This is a genomic window from Parabacteroides sp. AF48-14, assembly GCF_003477465.1.
In the GTDB taxonomy this organism is placed as follows: domain Bacteria; phylum Bacteroidota; class Bacteroidia; order Bacteroidales; family Tannerellaceae; genus Parabacteroides; species Parabacteroides acidifaciens.
Window position 1 is genome coordinate 26224 of sequence record NZ_QUDI01000046.1, and the last position, 17616, is coordinate 43839.

13 protein-coding genes and 1 pseudogene are annotated in these 17616 nt (G+C 48.6%); 4 read left to right on the forward strand and 10 right to left on the reverse strand.

The annotated features are described in order from the left end of the window. The first annotated feature begins 52 nt into the window (after nucleotides 1-52). From DW083_RS18185 to DW083_RS18200, 4 genes and pseudogenes are all read left to right on the forward strand, one after another. Nucleotides 53-4376: pseudogene (locus DW083_RS18185) on the forward strand (CusA/CzcA family heavy metal efflux RND transporter). A 45-nt stretch (nucleotides 4377-4421) separates the two neighbouring features. Further along, nucleotides 4422-5327 (forward strand): efflux RND transporter periplasmic adaptor subunit, encoded by a 906-nt coding sequence (locus DW083_RS18190; protein ID WP_122333377.1) that lies wholly within the window; start codon nucleotides 4422-4424, stop codon nucleotides 5325-5327. Beyond that, nucleotides 5324-6391: a histidine kinase gene (locus DW083_RS18195; protein WP_199659195.1), complete on the forward strand. Its 1068-nt coding sequence runs from the start codon at nucleotides 5324-5326 to the stop codon at nucleotides 6389-6391. The genes DW083_RS18190 and DW083_RS18195 overlap by 4 nt, the downstream gene beginning before the upstream one ends. Before the next feature lie 5 nt (nucleotides 6392-6396). Then, entirely contained in the window at nucleotides 6397-7152 is a 756-nt protein-coding gene (locus tag DW083_RS18200) for a LytTR family DNA-binding domain-containing protein (RefSeq protein WP_122333378.1), read from the forward strand. Here the strand turns inward: DW083_RS18200 and DW083_RS18205 are convergent. From DW083_RS18205 to DW083_RS18250, 10 genes are all read right to left on the reverse strand, one after another. Further along, nucleotides 7136-8047 carry a DUF368 domain-containing protein gene (locus DW083_RS18205; protein ID WP_122333379.1) on the reverse strand — a complete coding sequence of 304 codons (912 nt, stop codon included), beginning with the start codon at nucleotides 8045-8047 and terminating at the stop codon, nucleotides 7136-7138. The two genes, DW083_RS18200 and DW083_RS18205, sit on opposite strands and share 17 nt — an antisense overlap. Before the next feature lie 2 nt (nucleotides 8048-8049). After that, nucleotides 8050-9027 (reverse strand): tetratricopeptide repeat protein, encoded by a 978-nt coding sequence (locus DW083_RS18210; RefSeq protein ID WP_233552277.1) that lies wholly within the window; start codon nucleotides 9025-9027, stop codon nucleotides 8050-8052. After that, nucleotides 9027-9494 (reverse strand): hypothetical protein, encoded by a 468-nt coding sequence (locus DW083_RS23110; protein WP_233552278.1) that lies wholly within the window; start codon nucleotides 9492-9494, stop codon nucleotides 9027-9029. Before DW083_RS23110 ends, DW083_RS18210 begins: the two co-directional genes overlap by 1 nt. A 31-nt stretch (nucleotides 9495-9525) precedes the next feature. After that, nucleotides 9526-11268, reverse strand: a complete 1743-nt coding sequence (locus tag DW083_RS18215) for a glutamine--tRNA ligase/YqeY domain fusion protein (RefSeq protein WP_122333380.1) — start codon at nucleotides 11266-11268, stop codon at nucleotides 9526-9528. Between the two features lie 558 nt (nucleotides 11269-11826). Next, entirely contained in the window at nucleotides 11827-13080 is a 1254-nt protein-coding gene (locus DW083_RS18225) for an Nramp family divalent metal transporter (RefSeq protein ID WP_115497691.1), read from the reverse strand. 80 nt (nucleotides 13081-13160) lie between these two features. Continuing rightward, nucleotides 13161-14477 carry a PAS domain-containing sensor histidine kinase gene (locus DW083_RS18230; RefSeq protein WP_115497690.1) on the reverse strand — a complete coding sequence of 439 codons (1317 nt, stop codon included), beginning with the start codon at nucleotides 14475-14477 and terminating at the stop codon, nucleotides 13161-13163. Then, the gene (locus tag DW083_RS18235) at nucleotides 14477-15832 is read right to left on the reverse strand and encodes a sigma-54 dependent transcriptional regulator (protein ID WP_115497689.1); all 1356 of its coding nucleotides are present in this window, start codon (nucleotides 15830-15832) and stop codon (nucleotides 14477-14479) included. Before DW083_RS18235 ends, DW083_RS18230 begins: the two co-directional genes overlap by 1 nt. Nucleotides 15833-15857: 25 nt before the next feature. Next, nucleotides 15858-16196 (reverse strand): type II toxin-antitoxin system HicB family antitoxin, encoded by a 339-nt coding sequence (locus DW083_RS18240; RefSeq protein WP_115497688.1) that lies wholly within the window; start codon nucleotides 16194-16196, stop codon nucleotides 15858-15860. Between the two features lie 15 nt (nucleotides 16197-16211). Then, nucleotides 16212-16469, reverse strand: coding sequence for a type II toxin-antitoxin system HicA family toxin (locus DW083_RS18245; protein ID WP_115497687.1), 258 nt, complete (start codon nucleotides 16467-16469; stop codon nucleotides 16212-16214). Nucleotides 16470-16530: 61 nt separating this feature from the next. Further along, the gene (locus DW083_RS18250) at nucleotides 16531-17121 is read right to left on the reverse strand and encodes a nitroreductase family protein (protein WP_122333382.1); all 591 of its coding nucleotides are present in this window, start codon (nucleotides 17119-17121) and stop codon (nucleotides 16531-16533) included. Nucleotides 17122-17616 lie beyond the last annotated feature (495 nt).

The following is a 17616-nucleotide window of genomic DNA, read 5'->3' on the forward strand; positions in this document are numbered from 1 at the left end:
GGCAGAGATACGCTGGATATCTTTGCCTTTGTTATTTTAAATAGATGAATATATGTTTAAAGCAATTGTCCGTTTTTCTGTCCGGAAAAAACTGTTTGTGGGATTGACAGCCCTGTTCCTGTTGATCGGAGGAATCTATGCAATGCTGACGCTTCCGATCGATGCCGTCCCGGACATCACTAATAATCAGGTGCAAATTGTGACCGTTTCGCCGACACTGGCTCCGCAGGAAGTGGAGCAGCTGATCACCTTTCCGATCGAGATCGCGATGAGCAATATTATGAATGTGGAAGAGATCCGTTCCGTTTCCCGGTTCGGACTTTCGCTTGTTACGGTTGTCTTTAAGGAAAGCGTGCCGACGCTCGATGCCCGGCAGCTTATTAACGAACAGATACAGGCGGTGTCCGGTGAAATCCCTTCCGAACTGGGAATGCCTGAGCTAATGCCGATCACGACGGGATTGGGGGAGATTTACCAGTATATATTGAAAGTGGCGCCGGGCTACGAAAAGAAGTATGACGCCATGGAACTGCGTACGATCCAGGACTGGATCGTGAAACGGCAACTGTCCGGCATTCCCGGTATCGTGGAGATCAACAGCTTCGGCGGTTATCTGAAGCAATACGAAGTGGCGGTCGATCCGGACGCCCTCTATTCGCTGAACATCACGATCGGGGAGGTGTTTGAGGCATTGAACCGCAATAACCAGAATACCGGAGGCAGCTACATCGAGAAGGTGAACCGGGCCTATTATATCCGTTCGGAAGGAATGATCGGCCGGACGAAAGACATCGAACGCATCGTGATTACCAACCGGGGAGGAATCCCGATCCACATCAGTGATGTGGGAACAGTCCGTTTCGGTGCCCCGAAGCGTTTTGGAGCGATGACGATGGATGGCGCCGGAGAATGTGTCGGCGGGATCGCATGATGCTGAAGGGAGCCAATGCCAATGTGGTGACGAAAGAGCTGGAAGCCCGCGTGGAAAAGGTGCAGAAGATGTTGCCGGAGGGGATAAGCGTCGAACCCTATTTGAACCGGTCGGAGTTGGTGAACCGGAATATCTCGACTGTCGTCAGGAATCTGATCGAAGGCGCATTGATCGTGTTTATCGTTCTGATGCTGTTTTTGGGGAATGCCCGGGCGGGATTGATTGTCGCTTCGGTGATCCCGTTGGCGATGTTATTTGCATTCATTATGATGCGCCTGTTCGGAGTGTCTGCCAACCTGATGAGTTTGGGGGCGATCGATTTCGGTATTGTTGTGGACGGCTCGATTGTGATTGTCGAAGGTGTCCTGGCGCATCTTTACACCCGCCGTCTGGCAGGCCGGACGCTGTCGCGGGCGGAAATGGATGCCGAGGTCGAAGCCGGTGCGGGCGGTGTCGTACGGAGCGCTACTTTTGCCGTTTTCATTATCCTGATTGTCTTTTTCCCGATCCTGACGCTTTCGGGGATCGAGGGGAAATATTTTACGCCGATGGCGAAGACGTTGGTGTTCTGCATCATCGGCGCCCTGATCCTTTCGCTGACTTACGTGCCGATGATGGCATCCCTATTTCTGAAACGGACGATTTCGGTGAAGCCGACTTTTGCCGACCGCTTTTTTGCCGGCCTGAACAAGATATATAAACACGGCCTGGACTTCTGCCTGCATCACATTGGTGTGACAGTCGTTTCCGCCTTTGCCTTGTTGGCTGCTTCCCTGCTGCTCTTTACTCGGCTGGGCGCCGAGTTTATCCCGACGCTCGACGAAGGCGATTTCGCCATGCAGATGACGCTTCCGGCCGGTAGCTCGCTGACACAAAGCATAGAGTTGTCCCGTCAGGCACAAAAGGTGTTGAAGGATAAATTTCCGGAGATCAAGCATGTCGTGGCTAAAATCGGTACAGCCGAAGTTCCCACCGACCCGATGGCTGTAGAGGACGCAGACGTGATGATCATCATGAAGCCTTTTAAGGAATGGACATCCGCCTCAAGCCGTGCCGAAATGGTAGAAAAGATGAAAGCGGCCCTCGACCCGATCACCGGCGCCGAGTTCAACTTCAGCCAGCCGATCCAGTTACGCTTTAACGAGTTGATGACGGGAGCCAAAGCGGATATCGCGATCAAACTGTATGGAGAAGATATGGAAGAGCTATATGCCAAGGCGAAGGAAGCATCCAAATTCGTGGAGAAAGTGCCCGGTGCATCCGACGTCATTGTCGAACAGGCAATGGGACTCCCGCAGTTAGTCGTGAAATACGACCGCGCCCGGATTGCCCGTTACGGAATGAATATAGAAGAACTGAATACGATTATCCGGACTGCTTATGCCGGTGAAGCCGCCGGCGTGGTGTTTGAGAATGAACGCCGTTTTGATCTCGTTGTCCGCCTGGACAAGGAAAAGGTGGCGGATCTGAATCTTGACAAACTGTTCGTCCGTACTGCTGAAGGCGTGCAGATTCCGGTAGGAGAGGTGGCGAACATCGAACTGGTGAACGGCCCGTTGCAGATTAACCGGGATGCGACGAAGCGGCGTGTCGTGATCGGAGTGAATGTGCGCGATGCCGACATCCAACAGGTCGTTGCCGATATCCAATCGACGTTGGAGAAGAATATCAAGCTCAGTCCCGGCTATTATTTCGAGTACGGCGGCCAGTTCGAGAACCTGCAGAATGCGATCGATACGCTGTTGATCGTGATTCCGGTGGCTCTGTCATTGATCTTGCTGCTGCTGTTCTTTGCTTTCAAGAGCGTGACTTATACGTTGGTGGTCTTCTCAACCGTGCCGCTGTCGCTGATCGGAGGAATTGTAGCGCTTTGGCTGCGTGGATTGCCGTTCAGCATTTCGGCAGGCGTCGGTTTTATTGCGTTGTTCGGGGTCGCTGTGCTGAATGGTATCCTGATGATTAATCATTTCAATGACTTGCGGAAACAAACAAAATATCAGATGACGACAAATAAGATTATAACGAAAGGATGCCCGCACCTGTTGCGTCCGGTATTTCTGACCGGGTTGGTGGCTTCGTTAGGATTTGTTCCGATGGCAATTGCCAAGTCTGCGGGTGCGGAAGTACAGCGGCCGTTGGCTACAGTCGTGATCGGCGGATTGATCGTCTCGACGGTGTTGACGCTTCTTGTGATTCCGGTGTTCTACCGCTTGGTGAATGCCGCCCCGGTCTGGTGGAAGCGGATGCGCAAGCCGGGAGGCAAAGCGCTCGTGCTATTGGCTGCCGTCCTGTTATTGGCACCGGCAACCCTGCAGGCGCAGGAAGGAAAAGTCACGCTGGATGAAGCGATCGGCATCGCTCTGCAAAATCACCCCCGCCTAAAGACGGCATCAGCTGCCGTCGACCGTCTGCACGCCGCCCGGGGAGAAGCCTGGGAAGTGGCGCCGACATCCGTCAGTTATTCCTGGGGACAGATAAACGGCGAATATCGCACGATAATCAGATGGAATTGACACAATCGCTCGGTTCCCTGCTGACGCCTTTCTATAAGAATGCCCTGGTTTCCAAACAGGTGACGACCAGCCGCTATTATCGCGAGATGGTGAAGAAAGAGATCGTTGCCGAGGTGAAACGCGCTTGGGTTTATTACCAGTATGCTGTGAACCTCTGTTCCCTTTACCGGGAGCAGAACGACTTGGCCTCGCGGTTGCAACAAGCCGGCCAGCTTCGCTATGAGCAAGGCGACATCACCTTATTGGAACGGAATATGACGACGACGTTAGCCGCCGATCTCCGTACACGTTTGATACAGGCGGAAGAAGAGCTTTCGCTCGCAAGTCGCCGGCTGACATGGGCCTGTTACGCAGACCGTCCGTTGCTCCCTGCTGATACGGCATTGATGCTTCTACCGACAGAAGCAGCCGTCTCTTCCGCTTCGGAAACCTATTTGAATTATTTCAAGAGCCAGGCGGATGAGAAACAGATGATGCTTCGGGTGGAACGCAGCCGCTTCTTTCCGGAACTTTCCTTAGGCTATATCCGCCAGAAGATCGCTCCGCAGAATGGTTTGAACTCATGGATGATAGGCGTTTCTTTCCCTGTCCTTTTCTTCCCGCAGCATAGCCGGGTGAAGCAGGCGAAGATCGATGCCTACGTCGCCCGCATTGAGTCGGAAGCCAATATGCGGGGACTGGACAATAAAGTGGAAGAGTTGCAGGCGATCCTTCGCAAACAGTCCGAAAGCATCCGTTATTACACGACCGGCGCACTGCCCGAAGCTGACGCCCTTTTGCAAAGCGCCCTTCTGCTGTTCCGCGAAAGCGAGACGGACATCACGCAGTTTGTACAGAGCCTGAACGCTGCCCGTGAGATCCGTCGCGGTTATGTCGAGGCGGTCTATAACTATAACGTGGCAGCTTTGGAGTTGGAAATGTACACCCGGTAACTCAGAGAAGAAATAAAAATAGAACATCAAATAAAGACAAAGTATATGAAAAGAATATTCATCCCGGTTGCAGCTCTGTTGTTAGTCTCCTGCAACCAGACGACACAAGAGACAACTCCGGTAGCCGAAGCTGCCGCAAACACGGCCGCTCCCGTAACCGAAATGCAAGATACGACCGGCACGGCAAACGAGGTGGATGCCGTCACTTCTGCTACGGCCATGCCGAACCATTCCTCCTTCAACGGAATCATGGTCGTCCCGCCGCAACGCCGCGCCACCGTGACATTGACAATGGGAGGCACCGTGCACAGTACGACTCTGCTCCCCGGCGATTATGTCAGGAAAGGCAGTGTGCTGGCAACCCTCGAAAACCCCGACTTCATCAATCTGCAACAAGCCTATCTCGATGCCTGCGCCCAAACCGAATACCTGCAAAAGGAATATGAACGCCAGGAACGTCTAAGTTCTCAGGAAGCAGCCTCGCAGAAACGTTTCCAGCAAAGCAAAGCCGATTATCTTTCGATGAAAAGCCGTTTGGAAGCAGCCGCCGCACAATTGACAATCCTCGGAGTAGCACCGGAAGAGTTGCAGGCAAACGGTATCCGTCCTTATTTAGAGGTCAAATCGCCTCTTAACGGATATGTCACGGTGATGGACCTGAATTTGGGAAAATATATCAATGCCGGAGAATCGATTTGTGATGTGGTAGACAAAGGCGAAACCTTGCTTTGCCTGACCGCCTACGAAAAGGATTTGCAGAATCTGGAACCCGGCAAGCGTGTACAGTTTCGTGTGAACGGGATGGGAGCAGAGACGTTCCATGCCGTCCTCGTCTCGGTTGGGCAGGAAGTGGACGAGACAAACCGTTCGCTGGAAGTCTATGCCCGCGTAAAAGAGTCGAACAGCCGTTTCCGTCCCGGCATGTATGTGACGGCGCGTGTTGAAAAATGAGTATCTTTGCCCCTATGGATATGAAGTGGATAAACAGGATAGACCGGTATATGATTGCGCTGACGGTGATTTCAATCGTGGTGGCTTTTCTTACGCATTTTCCCGAACTGATTTCGCTGTTCGACCGTTCGGGGCAGAATAATCTGTTTCCCGGCATGCATTGGGCGGATGTGGCGAACGAGATATTCTTTACTTTTATCTCGTTGCTGCTGCTTTTTGCCCTGAACACCTTTCTGTTCAAGTTCGATCGTCCGACGGTGCATATTACCTGGTGGAAATTAGCGTTGTCGTTTGTACTGACCTGGATCGTCAGCAACCTGTTAGGGAAAGGATTTGTCTTCCTGCATCATCATTTCAACATTCCGGCTATTGACGCGATGGTGCACCATTATTTGCACCCGTTACGCGACTTCCTGATCACCTGTATCGTGGTGGGAAGCTGTTATATGAGCTACCTGTTGAGACGGAGCCAGCTTGTGCTTATCGAGAACCAGCAACTCCGGACAGAGAACCTGATAAACCAGTATGAAGCCTTGAAGAGCCAGTTGAATCCTCATATGCTGTTCAATTCGCTTAACACGCTTCGCTCCCTGATCCGCGAGACTCCGGATAAGGCGCAGGACTACTTGCAGGAACTTTCCCGCGTGCTTCGCTACACTTTGCAAGAAAACGAGAATCAGAGTGTGATGCTCCATGAAGAGATGGAGTTTGTCCGTGCTTACATCTTTCTGCTGAAGATGCGCTACGAAGACAATCTCTCGTTCGATATCCGGATTGACGAAGGCACGGAAAACTGTCTGCTTCCGCCTATGTCTGTCCAATTGCTGATCGAGAATGCCGTCAAACACAACGAGATCAGTAACCGCCGCCCGCTGACAATCCGGATACAGTCCGAAGGACATCAGTTGACGGTCAGTAATCCGCTCCAGCCCAAACTGACGGCAAGCGGCGGCACCCGCATCGGACTGGCCAACCTGGCTAAGCGCTACCGCCTCCTTTTCAGAAAGGAGATCGCAGTCAGTGAAGAAAATGATACGTTTGTAGTGACGATTCCCTTGATATAATTGATATGAAAGCACTTATTATCGAAGATGAAAAAGCGGCAGTCCGCAATTTGCAGGCATTGCTGTCGGAAATAGCGCCGGATATGGAAATCTTGGACGTATTAGACAGTATTACCGAGACGATAGACTGGTTTGGCGCTCACAAAATGCCCGACCTGATTTTCCTGGATATTCATTTGGCGGATGGTTCCGCATTCGAGATATTCGGCCATGTAGATATCACCTGTCCGATCATATTTACAACCGCCTACGACGAATATGCTTTAAAAGCATTTAAGGTAAACAGCATCGACTATCTGCTCAAGCCGATCGATCCCAGCGATATCAGGAAAGCGCTCGATAAACTGGAGCGTTTGCAAGGCGAACCTGCCGGCAAAGAGCCGGACTATTCAACCCTGATCCGTGCGCTAAAAAAGGAGGAAAGTTATAAGACCCATTTTTTAGTCCCCATCAAAGGCGATAAGCTGTTGCCGGTCTCTGCCGAAACGGTTCTTTTCTTCCATATCGATGACGGGATTGTAAAAGCGGTGCTTGCAGACGGAAAAGAATGTGTTTTTCCCCAGACTCTGGATGAACTATCCGATTGTCTGAATCCGGTGTTCTTCTTCCGGGTGAACCGGCAATATCTGATCTCACGTAAAGCGATACAGGATATCGACCTCTGGTTTAACGGACGGCTGTCTATCAACCTGAAAGTACCGGTCCCGGAAAAAATACTGGTCAGCAAAGCACGGGTAGGGGAGTTTAAAGAATGGTTTTAGTTTTCGATAGCTTTTCGAGGAAATAAACGATTGCAAAGCCTAAGATCATCAGGCCGACAGCTTCACCGATATGCTGGTTCGGCAGGATGTTTGCCTCTACGAGAGGTTTCACGAGGCCATGGCTGTCCGTATAAGTCTCGATTGTCTCTTTCCAGGGCCACACCTTATTCAGCGATCCCAACATAAAACCAGCCAGTACGGCAATCGTAATGTCGTGAAACCGACGGAGAGCAAATGACAATATGCGTGAGAAACTCGTAATACCGATCGCTGCACCACCGATAAACACCAGCATCACGGGTATGTTGAATGTCTTCACCGCCTCCATGATGTAGAAATATTTACCTAAAAGCACCAGAATAAAACTGCCTGATATCCCCGGCAGGATCATCGCACAGATGGCAATTGCCCCGCAAAGGAAGATGAAGAGCAGATTGGACGGCGTTTCAGCCGGAGTTGCAACCGTTATATAGAAAGCGACTACGATTCCGATAATATAACTCAGGATCGTTTTCCAATCCCATTTCCGGATATCTTTGGATACAAACCAGGTTGAAGCCAGCACCAGGCCGAAGAAGAAAGACCAGACGAGAATCGGATGATCCGTCAGCAACCAGGTAATGATCTTGGCCAGTGAAAAGATACTGATCCCGATCCCGGCAACAATAGACAGCAGAAAATTTGCATTTATCGCGTTCCAGAAAGCCGCAATCTTTCCGGTAAAGAGCAGTTTCAGGCTGGATGCGTTAATACTTTTGATCGAGTCGATCAACTCTTCATAGATCCCAACAATGAAGGCGATGGTTCCGCCCGATACGCCGGGCACGACATCCGCTGCCCCCATGCCCATGCCTTTTAAAACTAAGAGGCCGTAGTCTTTTAGATTTCTTTTCATGTTTAGTTGTTATTATCCTTATTATTGAGGAATTCTTTCACCAGATCTTCCGGGGCAATATGTTTGTAGTTTGTCTCATCGGTAATTTTATCAAAATCGAGACCGGAATTTTTCAGATATTCGAACACTTCATTGGGAGAGGTCTGCCGGAAATGCTCCCCGAAATGTTTCAGATCTCCTTTTGCCAGATAAGCCATTGCTAAGTGGAGATGCATCTGAGGCATTTTCGGATTGGCATCGAAGACTTTCTTATAATATTGCAAAGCCTTGTCTATATCCCCTTTCATATACAGATATTGACCGGCATGGAACAGGCTTTCGAAATCTTCCTGATTTTTGTCATCCGACTTGTCGAGGACATTAAACAGACGGTCTGTCACCTCCACAGCCTTCTTTTCCTCTCCGTTTTCCAGATATGTCAAAGCTAACAGAGAGAGGATCCGGACGTTTTTAGGAAACAGCCTGGAGGCTCTCATCAGATTCTCGGAAGCCTCTTTTTCACGTCCCGTCTCGACACAACAACGGATATAATTAATGTAAGTGCTGGAATCTTCCTGCAAACCGTTCCGGCTAAGTTGTTCTTTCAATAACTCATAAGCCTTTTCGTAATCTTCCAACTTTACATAACATTCGGCAAGCAACGGTGTGATACGGGCGCGTATCTCATCAGTTGTTGCAATCTCGTTATACACCTCGATTGCCTTTTCATAATTCTCATTCATGTAAAGGCAATAGGCCTTCAGTATTTTCAACTCTTCATCCGAATCGTCACAGGTAAGGGCAAAATCGAACGCTTCGATTGCTTTCTCATAATCCCCGCTGATCGAATAGAGGCGGCCGAGTGTAAACCAGTAATCGTTGGAATAAGGATTCTTGTCGATCAGCTCGTTACAGATCCCGATCGCTTTTTCGATATCGCCTTCAATTTCCAGATTATAGCAAAGCTCGTCTTTCAAGATCATATTATCGGGGAAGAGCATCAGCCGCGATTGATATAATCGTGTGCCTCTTTATTCATCTCCGCATCGCCCAGGATAGGAGCGATATATTCGAATATAGTTTCCAGATATTCGCATTTATCGGCAATGAGTTTTTCCGTATATCCGATCACTTTGTCATAGGAATCTTGCATGACGTAACATTCCAGACGCAGCATGTCGAGATCCTGATTGTCCGTTTCGGCGATTGTCTCGATCAGGGCAAGTGCACTTTCATAGTCTTCGTTATAGACGAACGACTTGCATTGCCTGACCTGCAAATCGGTATTACCGGGATGAAGCCTCAGGCCTAAGGCCAAGACTTCATCGTAGTAAGTATAATCGTCCGATTCTTCAAAACTGTCCAACAGGCTATCTATCTCATCGGCATCAAAATAGGCGTCCCTGCCTTCCTGGTGACCGGACAGATAGCGCTGTAACAGACGTGAGATACCATCTTTTTTCTTCATTGGCACATTGGCATATTGAAATATTGGCACATTATTTATCTTTCACCTTACTCCAGGTATCTTTCAGGGATACGGTACGGTTAAAGACTAATTTACCGGCTGTGGAATCTTTATCCACATTGAAATAACCGATACGTTGGAACTGCAGGTAATCGAGCGGTTTGGCATTTGCCAGGAACTTTTCGACATAGCAGTTTTCCAGTATTTTCAGCGAGTCGGGGTTGATGATCTCTTTCATTGCTTCCAACGGCGAACAGTTCTTGGCTTCGCGGATGGCAGCCAATTCGTCGCGCGGGTTCTCCACGTTCCACAAGCGGTCGTACAGGCGTACTTCGGCAGGCAGGCAGTGTGCACAGCTCAACCAGTGGAGCGTGCCTTTCACCTTCCGGTTACTGTCCGGCATACCGCTCTTCGTGTTCGGGTCGTATTCACAATAGATCTCTTCGATATTGCCGTCAGCGTCTTTCTTGCAGCCTGTGCATTTCACGATGTAGGCGTTTTTCAGACGCACTTCCTGTCCCGGTGTCATGCGGAAGAACTTTTTCGGAGCATCTTCCATGAAGTCTTCGCGTTCGATCCACAGCTCGCGGCTGAACTCGATCGTATGGTTTCCTGCCGACGGATCTTCCGGATTATTGATTGCTTCCATCTCTTCAACCTGTCCCTCGGGATAGTTGGTGATAATCAGCTTGACCGGATTCAGAACGGCCGATACGCGAGTCGCACGGGTGTTAAGATCTTCGCGGACAGCGCTTTCCAACAAGGCAAATTCATTCAACGCGTCGTAAGTCGTGTAACCGATCTTGTCGATAAACTTGTGAATGGATTCCGGTGAATAACCGCGACGGCGGAAACCGCAGATCGTCGGCATACGCGGATCGTCCCAATCGTTAACCAGTCCTTCCTTCACCAACGTCAACAGGTTACGCTTGCTCATCAGCGTGTAGCTCAGGTTCAGTTTGTTAAACTCGGTCTGACGCGGACGGTTATCGTTCAGGTCTTTGCCCTCTTTCAGCCAGTCGATGAAGAGATCATACAGCGGGCGGTGTACCACAAATTCGAGTGTGCACAGCGAATGGGTGACGCCTTCGAAGAAGTCGCTCTGTCCGTGTGCAAAGTCGTACATCGGATAGGCTTTCCACTTGTCGCCTGTGCGGTGGTGCGGAGTCTTGACGATGCGGTAGATGATCGGGTCGCGGAAGTGCATGTTTGAATTGGCCATGTCGATCTTGGCGCGCAACACCATTGAGCCTTCTTCCAGCTCGCCGCTGTTCATCTTGTTGAACAGTTCCAGGCTCTCTTCGATCGGCCGGTCGCGGTACGGGCTGTTTGTTCCCGGTTGCGTCGGCGTCCCTTTCTGGGCCGCAATTTGTTCGGAAGTCTGTTCGTCGACGTATGCCTTTCCTTCCTTGATCAGCTGGATCGCAAAGTCCCAGAGTTGCTGGAAGTAATCGGATGCGTAATATATATTATTCCAGTGGTAACCCAGCCATTCAATGTCTTCCTTGATGGCATCCACGTATTCCAAATCTTCTTTTACGGGGTTTGTGTCGTCGAAGCGCAGGTTGCAGACGCCGCCATACTGTTCGGCAATACCGAAATCCAGGCAGATGGCTTTGGCATGTCCGATATGCAGGTATCCGTTTGGTTCGGGCGGGAAACGGGTCTGTACGCGTTCGCCGTTTTTACCTTCCGCCAAGTCTTTTTCAACCATTGCTTCAATGAAGTTCAAGCTCTTTTTGCCTTCTTCTTCGTTCGTTTTGATATCGCTCATCTTTGTAGTTAAATGTTTTCTATTCAAAGTTTGCAAAGATACAAAAATAAAGGGCGGAATGCAACTGATAATCGAAAAATCTTTTCATCCACGACCACGACCTCTCTCGCGCACACACGATGATGATGATGATAATAATAAGATTTATTTTCCTTTCCTTTATTTTCCTTTTCTTTCCTTTACTTTGTGTACTTAACATGCTTTTTTGGGGAGTTATTGTCCCATTAATTGGGGTTTTCACCTCATTAATGGGAGTTATTGCACCATTAATTCCAATCCGAATCTGAGGCTTATTGTATATTTCTTGTAAAACTTCAAGGCAATTATCTGTGTTTTTTCAAAGAATATTTACCTCTTCCAAATTCTGTCAAAATGTCTTTTTTAATCAGTCTGCATGAAAATAAAATTTCATGGGCATGGAAGTAAAATTCCATGAGCATCGAATTCAGATTACACTTGCATGAAAATAAAGACGCCTGCAGACAAGATTTCAGGCGGATGCGGAAGGATGAAAAATCGCTTCCATATCCGCCCGGATTTTAATAGGGGGTTATTGTATTAAATCAGACTTATCAGAAGTGCGACGTTCAAAACCGTTACAAGCGTCCCTAAAGCAATCAACAGGATCGTCGTGGAACGTGTATTAACGAATTTGCCCATGACTTTTTTACTGGATGTCAGGTAGACTTGTGTAAAAACAGTGATCGGGAGTTGTACGCTTAACAACATCTGCGAATAGATCAGCCCCTTGAACGGATCGCCGACAATGAAGATAATGAGCAGGGCAGGGACGAACGACAGCAGGACTCCCAATTTGGAATGTAGGTCTTTATGGTTGTATGCCTCGCCATAGAAGCCTGCAAAAATTGAGGCTCCGGCAATTCCGGATGTGATCGTGGATGAAATACCTGCCAGCAGAAGCGCCCCGGCAAAGATAGCTCCCGCATTGCTTCCTACCAACGGGACCAACAGTTGTTGGGCCTGGTCCAGTTCGTCCACCATTACATTGTGTTTAAAGAAAGCAGATGCAGCCAGGATAATCATAGCCGAGTTGATTGCCCAACCGATAACCATTGACAGCAATGTGTCGTAAAACTCATATTTCAACTGCTTTTTAATAACCGGTTCATCTTCCAGGTTCCATTCGCGGCTCTGAATGACTTCCGAGTGCAGGAACAGGTTGTGCGGCATCACGACAGCACCCAGTACACTCATGATTATCAGCATGGAGTTTTCCGGGAAAGTCGGTTTTATCCAGCCTTCGATGGCGGCTCCCCATTGCACGTCGACCAGCGCCAGTTCATAGAGGAAAGACAGTCCGATGATCGAAACGAACATGATGATCCAGCGTTCGATCTTACTGTATGTGTTGGTCATCAACATGCCTAAGCAGGCAATGGTCACGATCACAGCCCCGACCTTAATCGGCATCCCGAACAGCATCCGAAGGGCAATGGCTCCACCTAAAATCTCCGCTAATGAGGTGGAAACACTGGCAAGCATCGCCGAAATCAGGATCGGGCGGCTCAACGTACGCGGCATATATTTATTTGTCGCTTCCGACAGGCAAAGCCCGGTCACAATTCCTAAGTGAGCAACGTTATGTTGGATAATAATCAGCATGATAGAAGAAAACGTAACCACCCAAAGCAGCGCATATCCGAATTCCGAACCCGCCGCCAAATTAGTCGCCCAGTTCCCCGGATCGATAAACCCTACAGTTACTAACAGTCCCGGACCGATATATTTCAGAAGATCCAAAGCTCCCGCGCTTGGACGGTGATTGATTTTGAGTTTGTCTAATATGTTCATAAATCTTTATTTACGGCTCAAAGATATAAAACATTTGGCGTTTGAAATGTTTATGATAATTGATATTTTTTATCCCTTCATCAAGGGAACGTCAGAATAAACGTTGTCCGTTTGGCTGCCGGGGCGCTCTTGAGGGCGATGCTTCCTCCGGACAGGCGCATGATCTGGCGGGAGATGGACAGCCCGATGCCGCTGCCGCCCTCTTTGGTCGTGAAGAATGGTACGAAAATATGTTCGGCCTCTTCCTGCGGAATGACGGGACCGTTGTTGCTGACTTCTATCAGGACGGCTTCCTCTTCGTTACAATAGGCTTTTACTTCGATCAGGCCGTCTTCCTGCTCGCTTCCGATTGCCTGCATGGCGTTTTTCAGCAGATTCAGGACAACCTGCGAAATCAGGTTCTCGTCCGCATAGACAATCAGGTCGGACGGCTCGACGCTGACGTTGATCGTGATGTTCGGGAAATTGTTGTGATGGCGGGCGAGCTTCACCATACGTTCCACGAACTTTTGGACATAGAACAGGGAAGGTTCAGGTGTCGGGATATGCGTGAACTTACGATAAGACTCCACAAACGAAATCAGACTTTTTCCGGTCGTGCTGATCACTTCCAGGCCGCTGCGTATGTCGTCGTCCGCATTTTCATGAAGGGAGAGGAGCGTATCGCTGAGCGAAGTGATAGGCGTGACGGAGTTCATGATCTCGTGCGTCAGGACGCGTGTCAGGCGTATCCAGGAGTCGATTTCCTTCTCATCCAGTTCGCTGTTGATATCGTTAATCGCCAGGATGCGCACGTGCTTTTCCTGCAAGGTCATTTCGGAAACGCGGATAGACAAGTGTACGTTGCCGCGTTCGTTGGTAAACGATATCTGATGTTTGTCGCCCGGCTGGATATTCCGCACGGTGTTTTCCAGATTTTCGTCGATACGTCCAAGTTGGCGGACATTGGTGAAGACCGACATTCCCAACAACCGCAAAGCTTCATTGTTGGTCTGGAAGATCACGCCATTGTCGTCGAGCACGATGATACCGGTGTTGACCGAGTTCATGATCAGCTCGTAATATTTCTCTTTCTGCGCAGCGTCTGCCTTTGCCTGGAAAAGAATCTGGGTAATGCGGTTTAACGACTCGCTGACCAGCTTATCGTTGGACGAACGGCCGCGTGTTGCATATTGGAATGCATAGTCGCTGTTGTCGATCGCATCGAACATAAACGCGACTTTCTGGGCATTCCGTTTGTCCGACAACAGGATTTGCCGGAGTATAAAAAGCCATACGCCCATAAGCGGGATGAACCATATCCACTCCTTTTGGAGAGCAAACCAGGTCTCTGCTACCGTCAGTATGATAAATACTGCCAGACGGAGATAGAAATTATGGAAAATCCCTTTCAGCATTACAGTTCGTATCGTTTGATCTTGTTATACAGCGTCTGCCGGGAGATTCCCAACTGGCTGGCAACGAGCGACAGGTTTCCGCTGTATTTGTCCATGGCGCTCTTTATCATGTTGTATTCCATTTCTTCCAAAGTCGTCGCTTCTTTTGTCGCCGATTCCTTTTTGGCACGCGGAAAATCGAAATCGTTTCCCTCCAACACGTTTCCTTCGGCAATGATAACCGCCTTTTCGATGGTGTGCTCCAGTTCCCGGATGTTTCCGAACCAGGGCTGTGCACTCAGTTTCTCTTTGGCATCCGGACTGAGGTGCATGGTTGTTTTCCCATAGATATTGGCATATTTGGACAGGAATATTTCGGTAAGGGGGACGATGTCTTCCGGCCGTTCGCGAAGGGGCGGAATCTCTACATGGATCGTATTGATGCGATAGAGCAGGTCTTCGCGGAAATCGCCTTTTTCGACCATTTCCTGCAAGTCGCGGTTTGTCGCGCAGATCAGACGGATATTGACCGGAATGGGCGTGTTGCTTCCCACGCGGACGATGCTGCGGCGTTGCAGGACGGTCAACAGCTTGGCTTGCAGGTGATAGGAGAGGTTCCCGATTTCATCTAAGAACAGCGTGCCGTTGTTGGCAACCTCGAATTTTCCCGGCCGGTCTGCCCGCGCATCGGTAAAAGCTCCTTTGACGTGGCCGAACAGTTCGCTTTCAAAAAGCGTTTCCGTGATGGCTCCCATATCGACCGGGACTAATGTCTCTTTCTTCCGGTTGGAAAGCATATGTATTTCGCGGGCAAGCATTTCTTTACCTGTTCCGTTCTCGCCGGTAACCAGGATGTTGGCATCCGTCCGGGCGACCTTTTCGATCAGGGAGCGGAGTTGTTGCATGGCGCTACTTTCTCCCCAGAACATGCCGCTTTCTTTGGAGACGACCAGCTTGTTGTCGGCAAGTGCGATGCCTTTGCGGTTGGCTATCCGTATGTTATAGGCGGTCCGCAACGTTTCCAGCAGCTTGGCGTTGTCCCAGGGCTTGACGACAAAATCGGTCGCTCCTTCCTTAATTCCCCGTACGGCAAGGTCGATATCCGCGTATGCCGTAAAAAGAACGACCTGTATCGATGCATCTTCCTTCTTTATTTCCGAGAGCCAGAACAGCCCTTCGTTGCCGGTATTGATACCGGCGCTGAAATTCATATCCAACAGAACAACATCTATATTCTCATCGTGCAATGTGGATTTTATCTTATTCGGAGTAGAAATGGTAATCACCTTCTCGAAGCAAGTGCCCAACAGCATCTGTACTGCGGTAAGGATTCCTTTGTTATCGTCTACAACCAGTATGGTGCCTTGTTTTGTCATGTATGGTTTATACGTTTTTAAATTCCTATAGCATAGTCATAATTTGTTTTTCCAATGCTTGCTTGATGAATGCATTGATGGAGATACCGGTGCGTTTTGCCAGCATCGCTACGCGACTGTGTATTTCCGGGGTCAAGCGAACATTCAATAATCCCGAATAACTCTTATGCGGCTGTATCCCTTCTTCTTCGCAAAATGCAATATAATCATTGACAGCCTCATGAAAAGCTTCTGTTAGTTCTTGAACGCTTTGTCCTTCAAAATTGACCATTCCATTAATTCCTTCTATTTTACCGAAGAAAACGCTGTCTTCTTCACTGAAGTTGACAGAACCAATAAAACCTTTATATTTTAATGTGTTCATAAGTATATCCTTTCTTCATTTAATAAAACCTTCATTTGTCAAATCATTTAATACTTGCCTTATTGCATAACCTTTGATGATATTACCTGGGTGAGGTTTATGGATCATAATAGGACGTTTATCTCCATTTTTAAAGATAACTCTCGAACCGGACGTTTTGCCTTTATTTGATTTTTCATAACCAAATATGGATAACAAACGTTCCATTTCCTCAAATGTGAAATTAGTAGGCAACGACTTGAAACGTTCGATAAGCTTTTCTTTTGTTCCCATTTATATATTTAAAGTTTTTGCAAATGTAACTACAATATAGTTACAATCCAACAATTTATTCTCACCATTTGTTATAATGTATCTGCTGTTCGTTGAATTTATTTTTAGGCTTTTCCTGACCTGCCGGATAGCCGAGCGGAATTACGGTCAGGGGAATGATATGTTCCGGGAGTTGCAAGGCGTCCCGCACGACCTGCATCCGTTCGGGATAAGGATAGGCGGCTGTCCATACGGCTCCCAGGCCCATTGATTCGGCGGCAAGCAGTATGTTTTGGGCGGCCGTCGAACAGTCGAGCATCCAGGCATTATTCGATTTAAGCGTATCTCCGCATACGATAATAGCCTGTTTGGTATCTTTCAGCATACGTGCCAAGGGCAAGCCGTCTCCCATTGTGTCTAAAAGATCGCGGTCCGTTACAATCACAAACTCCCAGGGACGGCGGTCGCGCGAAGAAGGTGCAGCCATGCCTGCACGGACAAGCATTTCCAATTTTTCTTTTTCAACCGGCCGTTCCGTATATTTTCGTACGCTTTTGCGGTTGAAAATAGTTTGCAATGTCTGGTTGACGCTTTCGTTCTCTTTTGTAGTCTTGCTATCATTACAGGCAATCATCATGAGTGATGATACGGCAAAAAAGTATATCCATTTCATATTTCTATAATATATGATGTAACTCGTTTATGATTGTGCGAATATAACCAATTATTCGACAAAATTTACAATAACCCTCTTTTTGTCCGTTTTTCTATTTCGTCCGAAATTCTGATCGGTTTTGGATTGACTCTTTTCATGGTTTTAGCCTTTGCGGATGACAACAGAGAAAATAAAGTGCCGAGCCCATTCCAAAAAGCGTGCAATTTGATTACCGAAAGATGGAAACGCCGACAATGTGATAAAGCTTAACTCCCGGAGAATCGAATATTTGAAAACAAAACGGACGGCGTCCCAAATATCGCAAGGAAATTCAGGTGCTTTTTTGCTCTTAAAACGGTCCTTTTTCCAATTACGACCGTTCTAATCGCCATTACGACCGTCCTAATCTTCGCGAGGTGCCGAGTGCACTACCTATTAGCACGGTCGTAATAGAGATAGGACGGTCGTAATGGCGGAAAACACTCAAAAAAGAGGAAAAAGTCCCATTTTGAC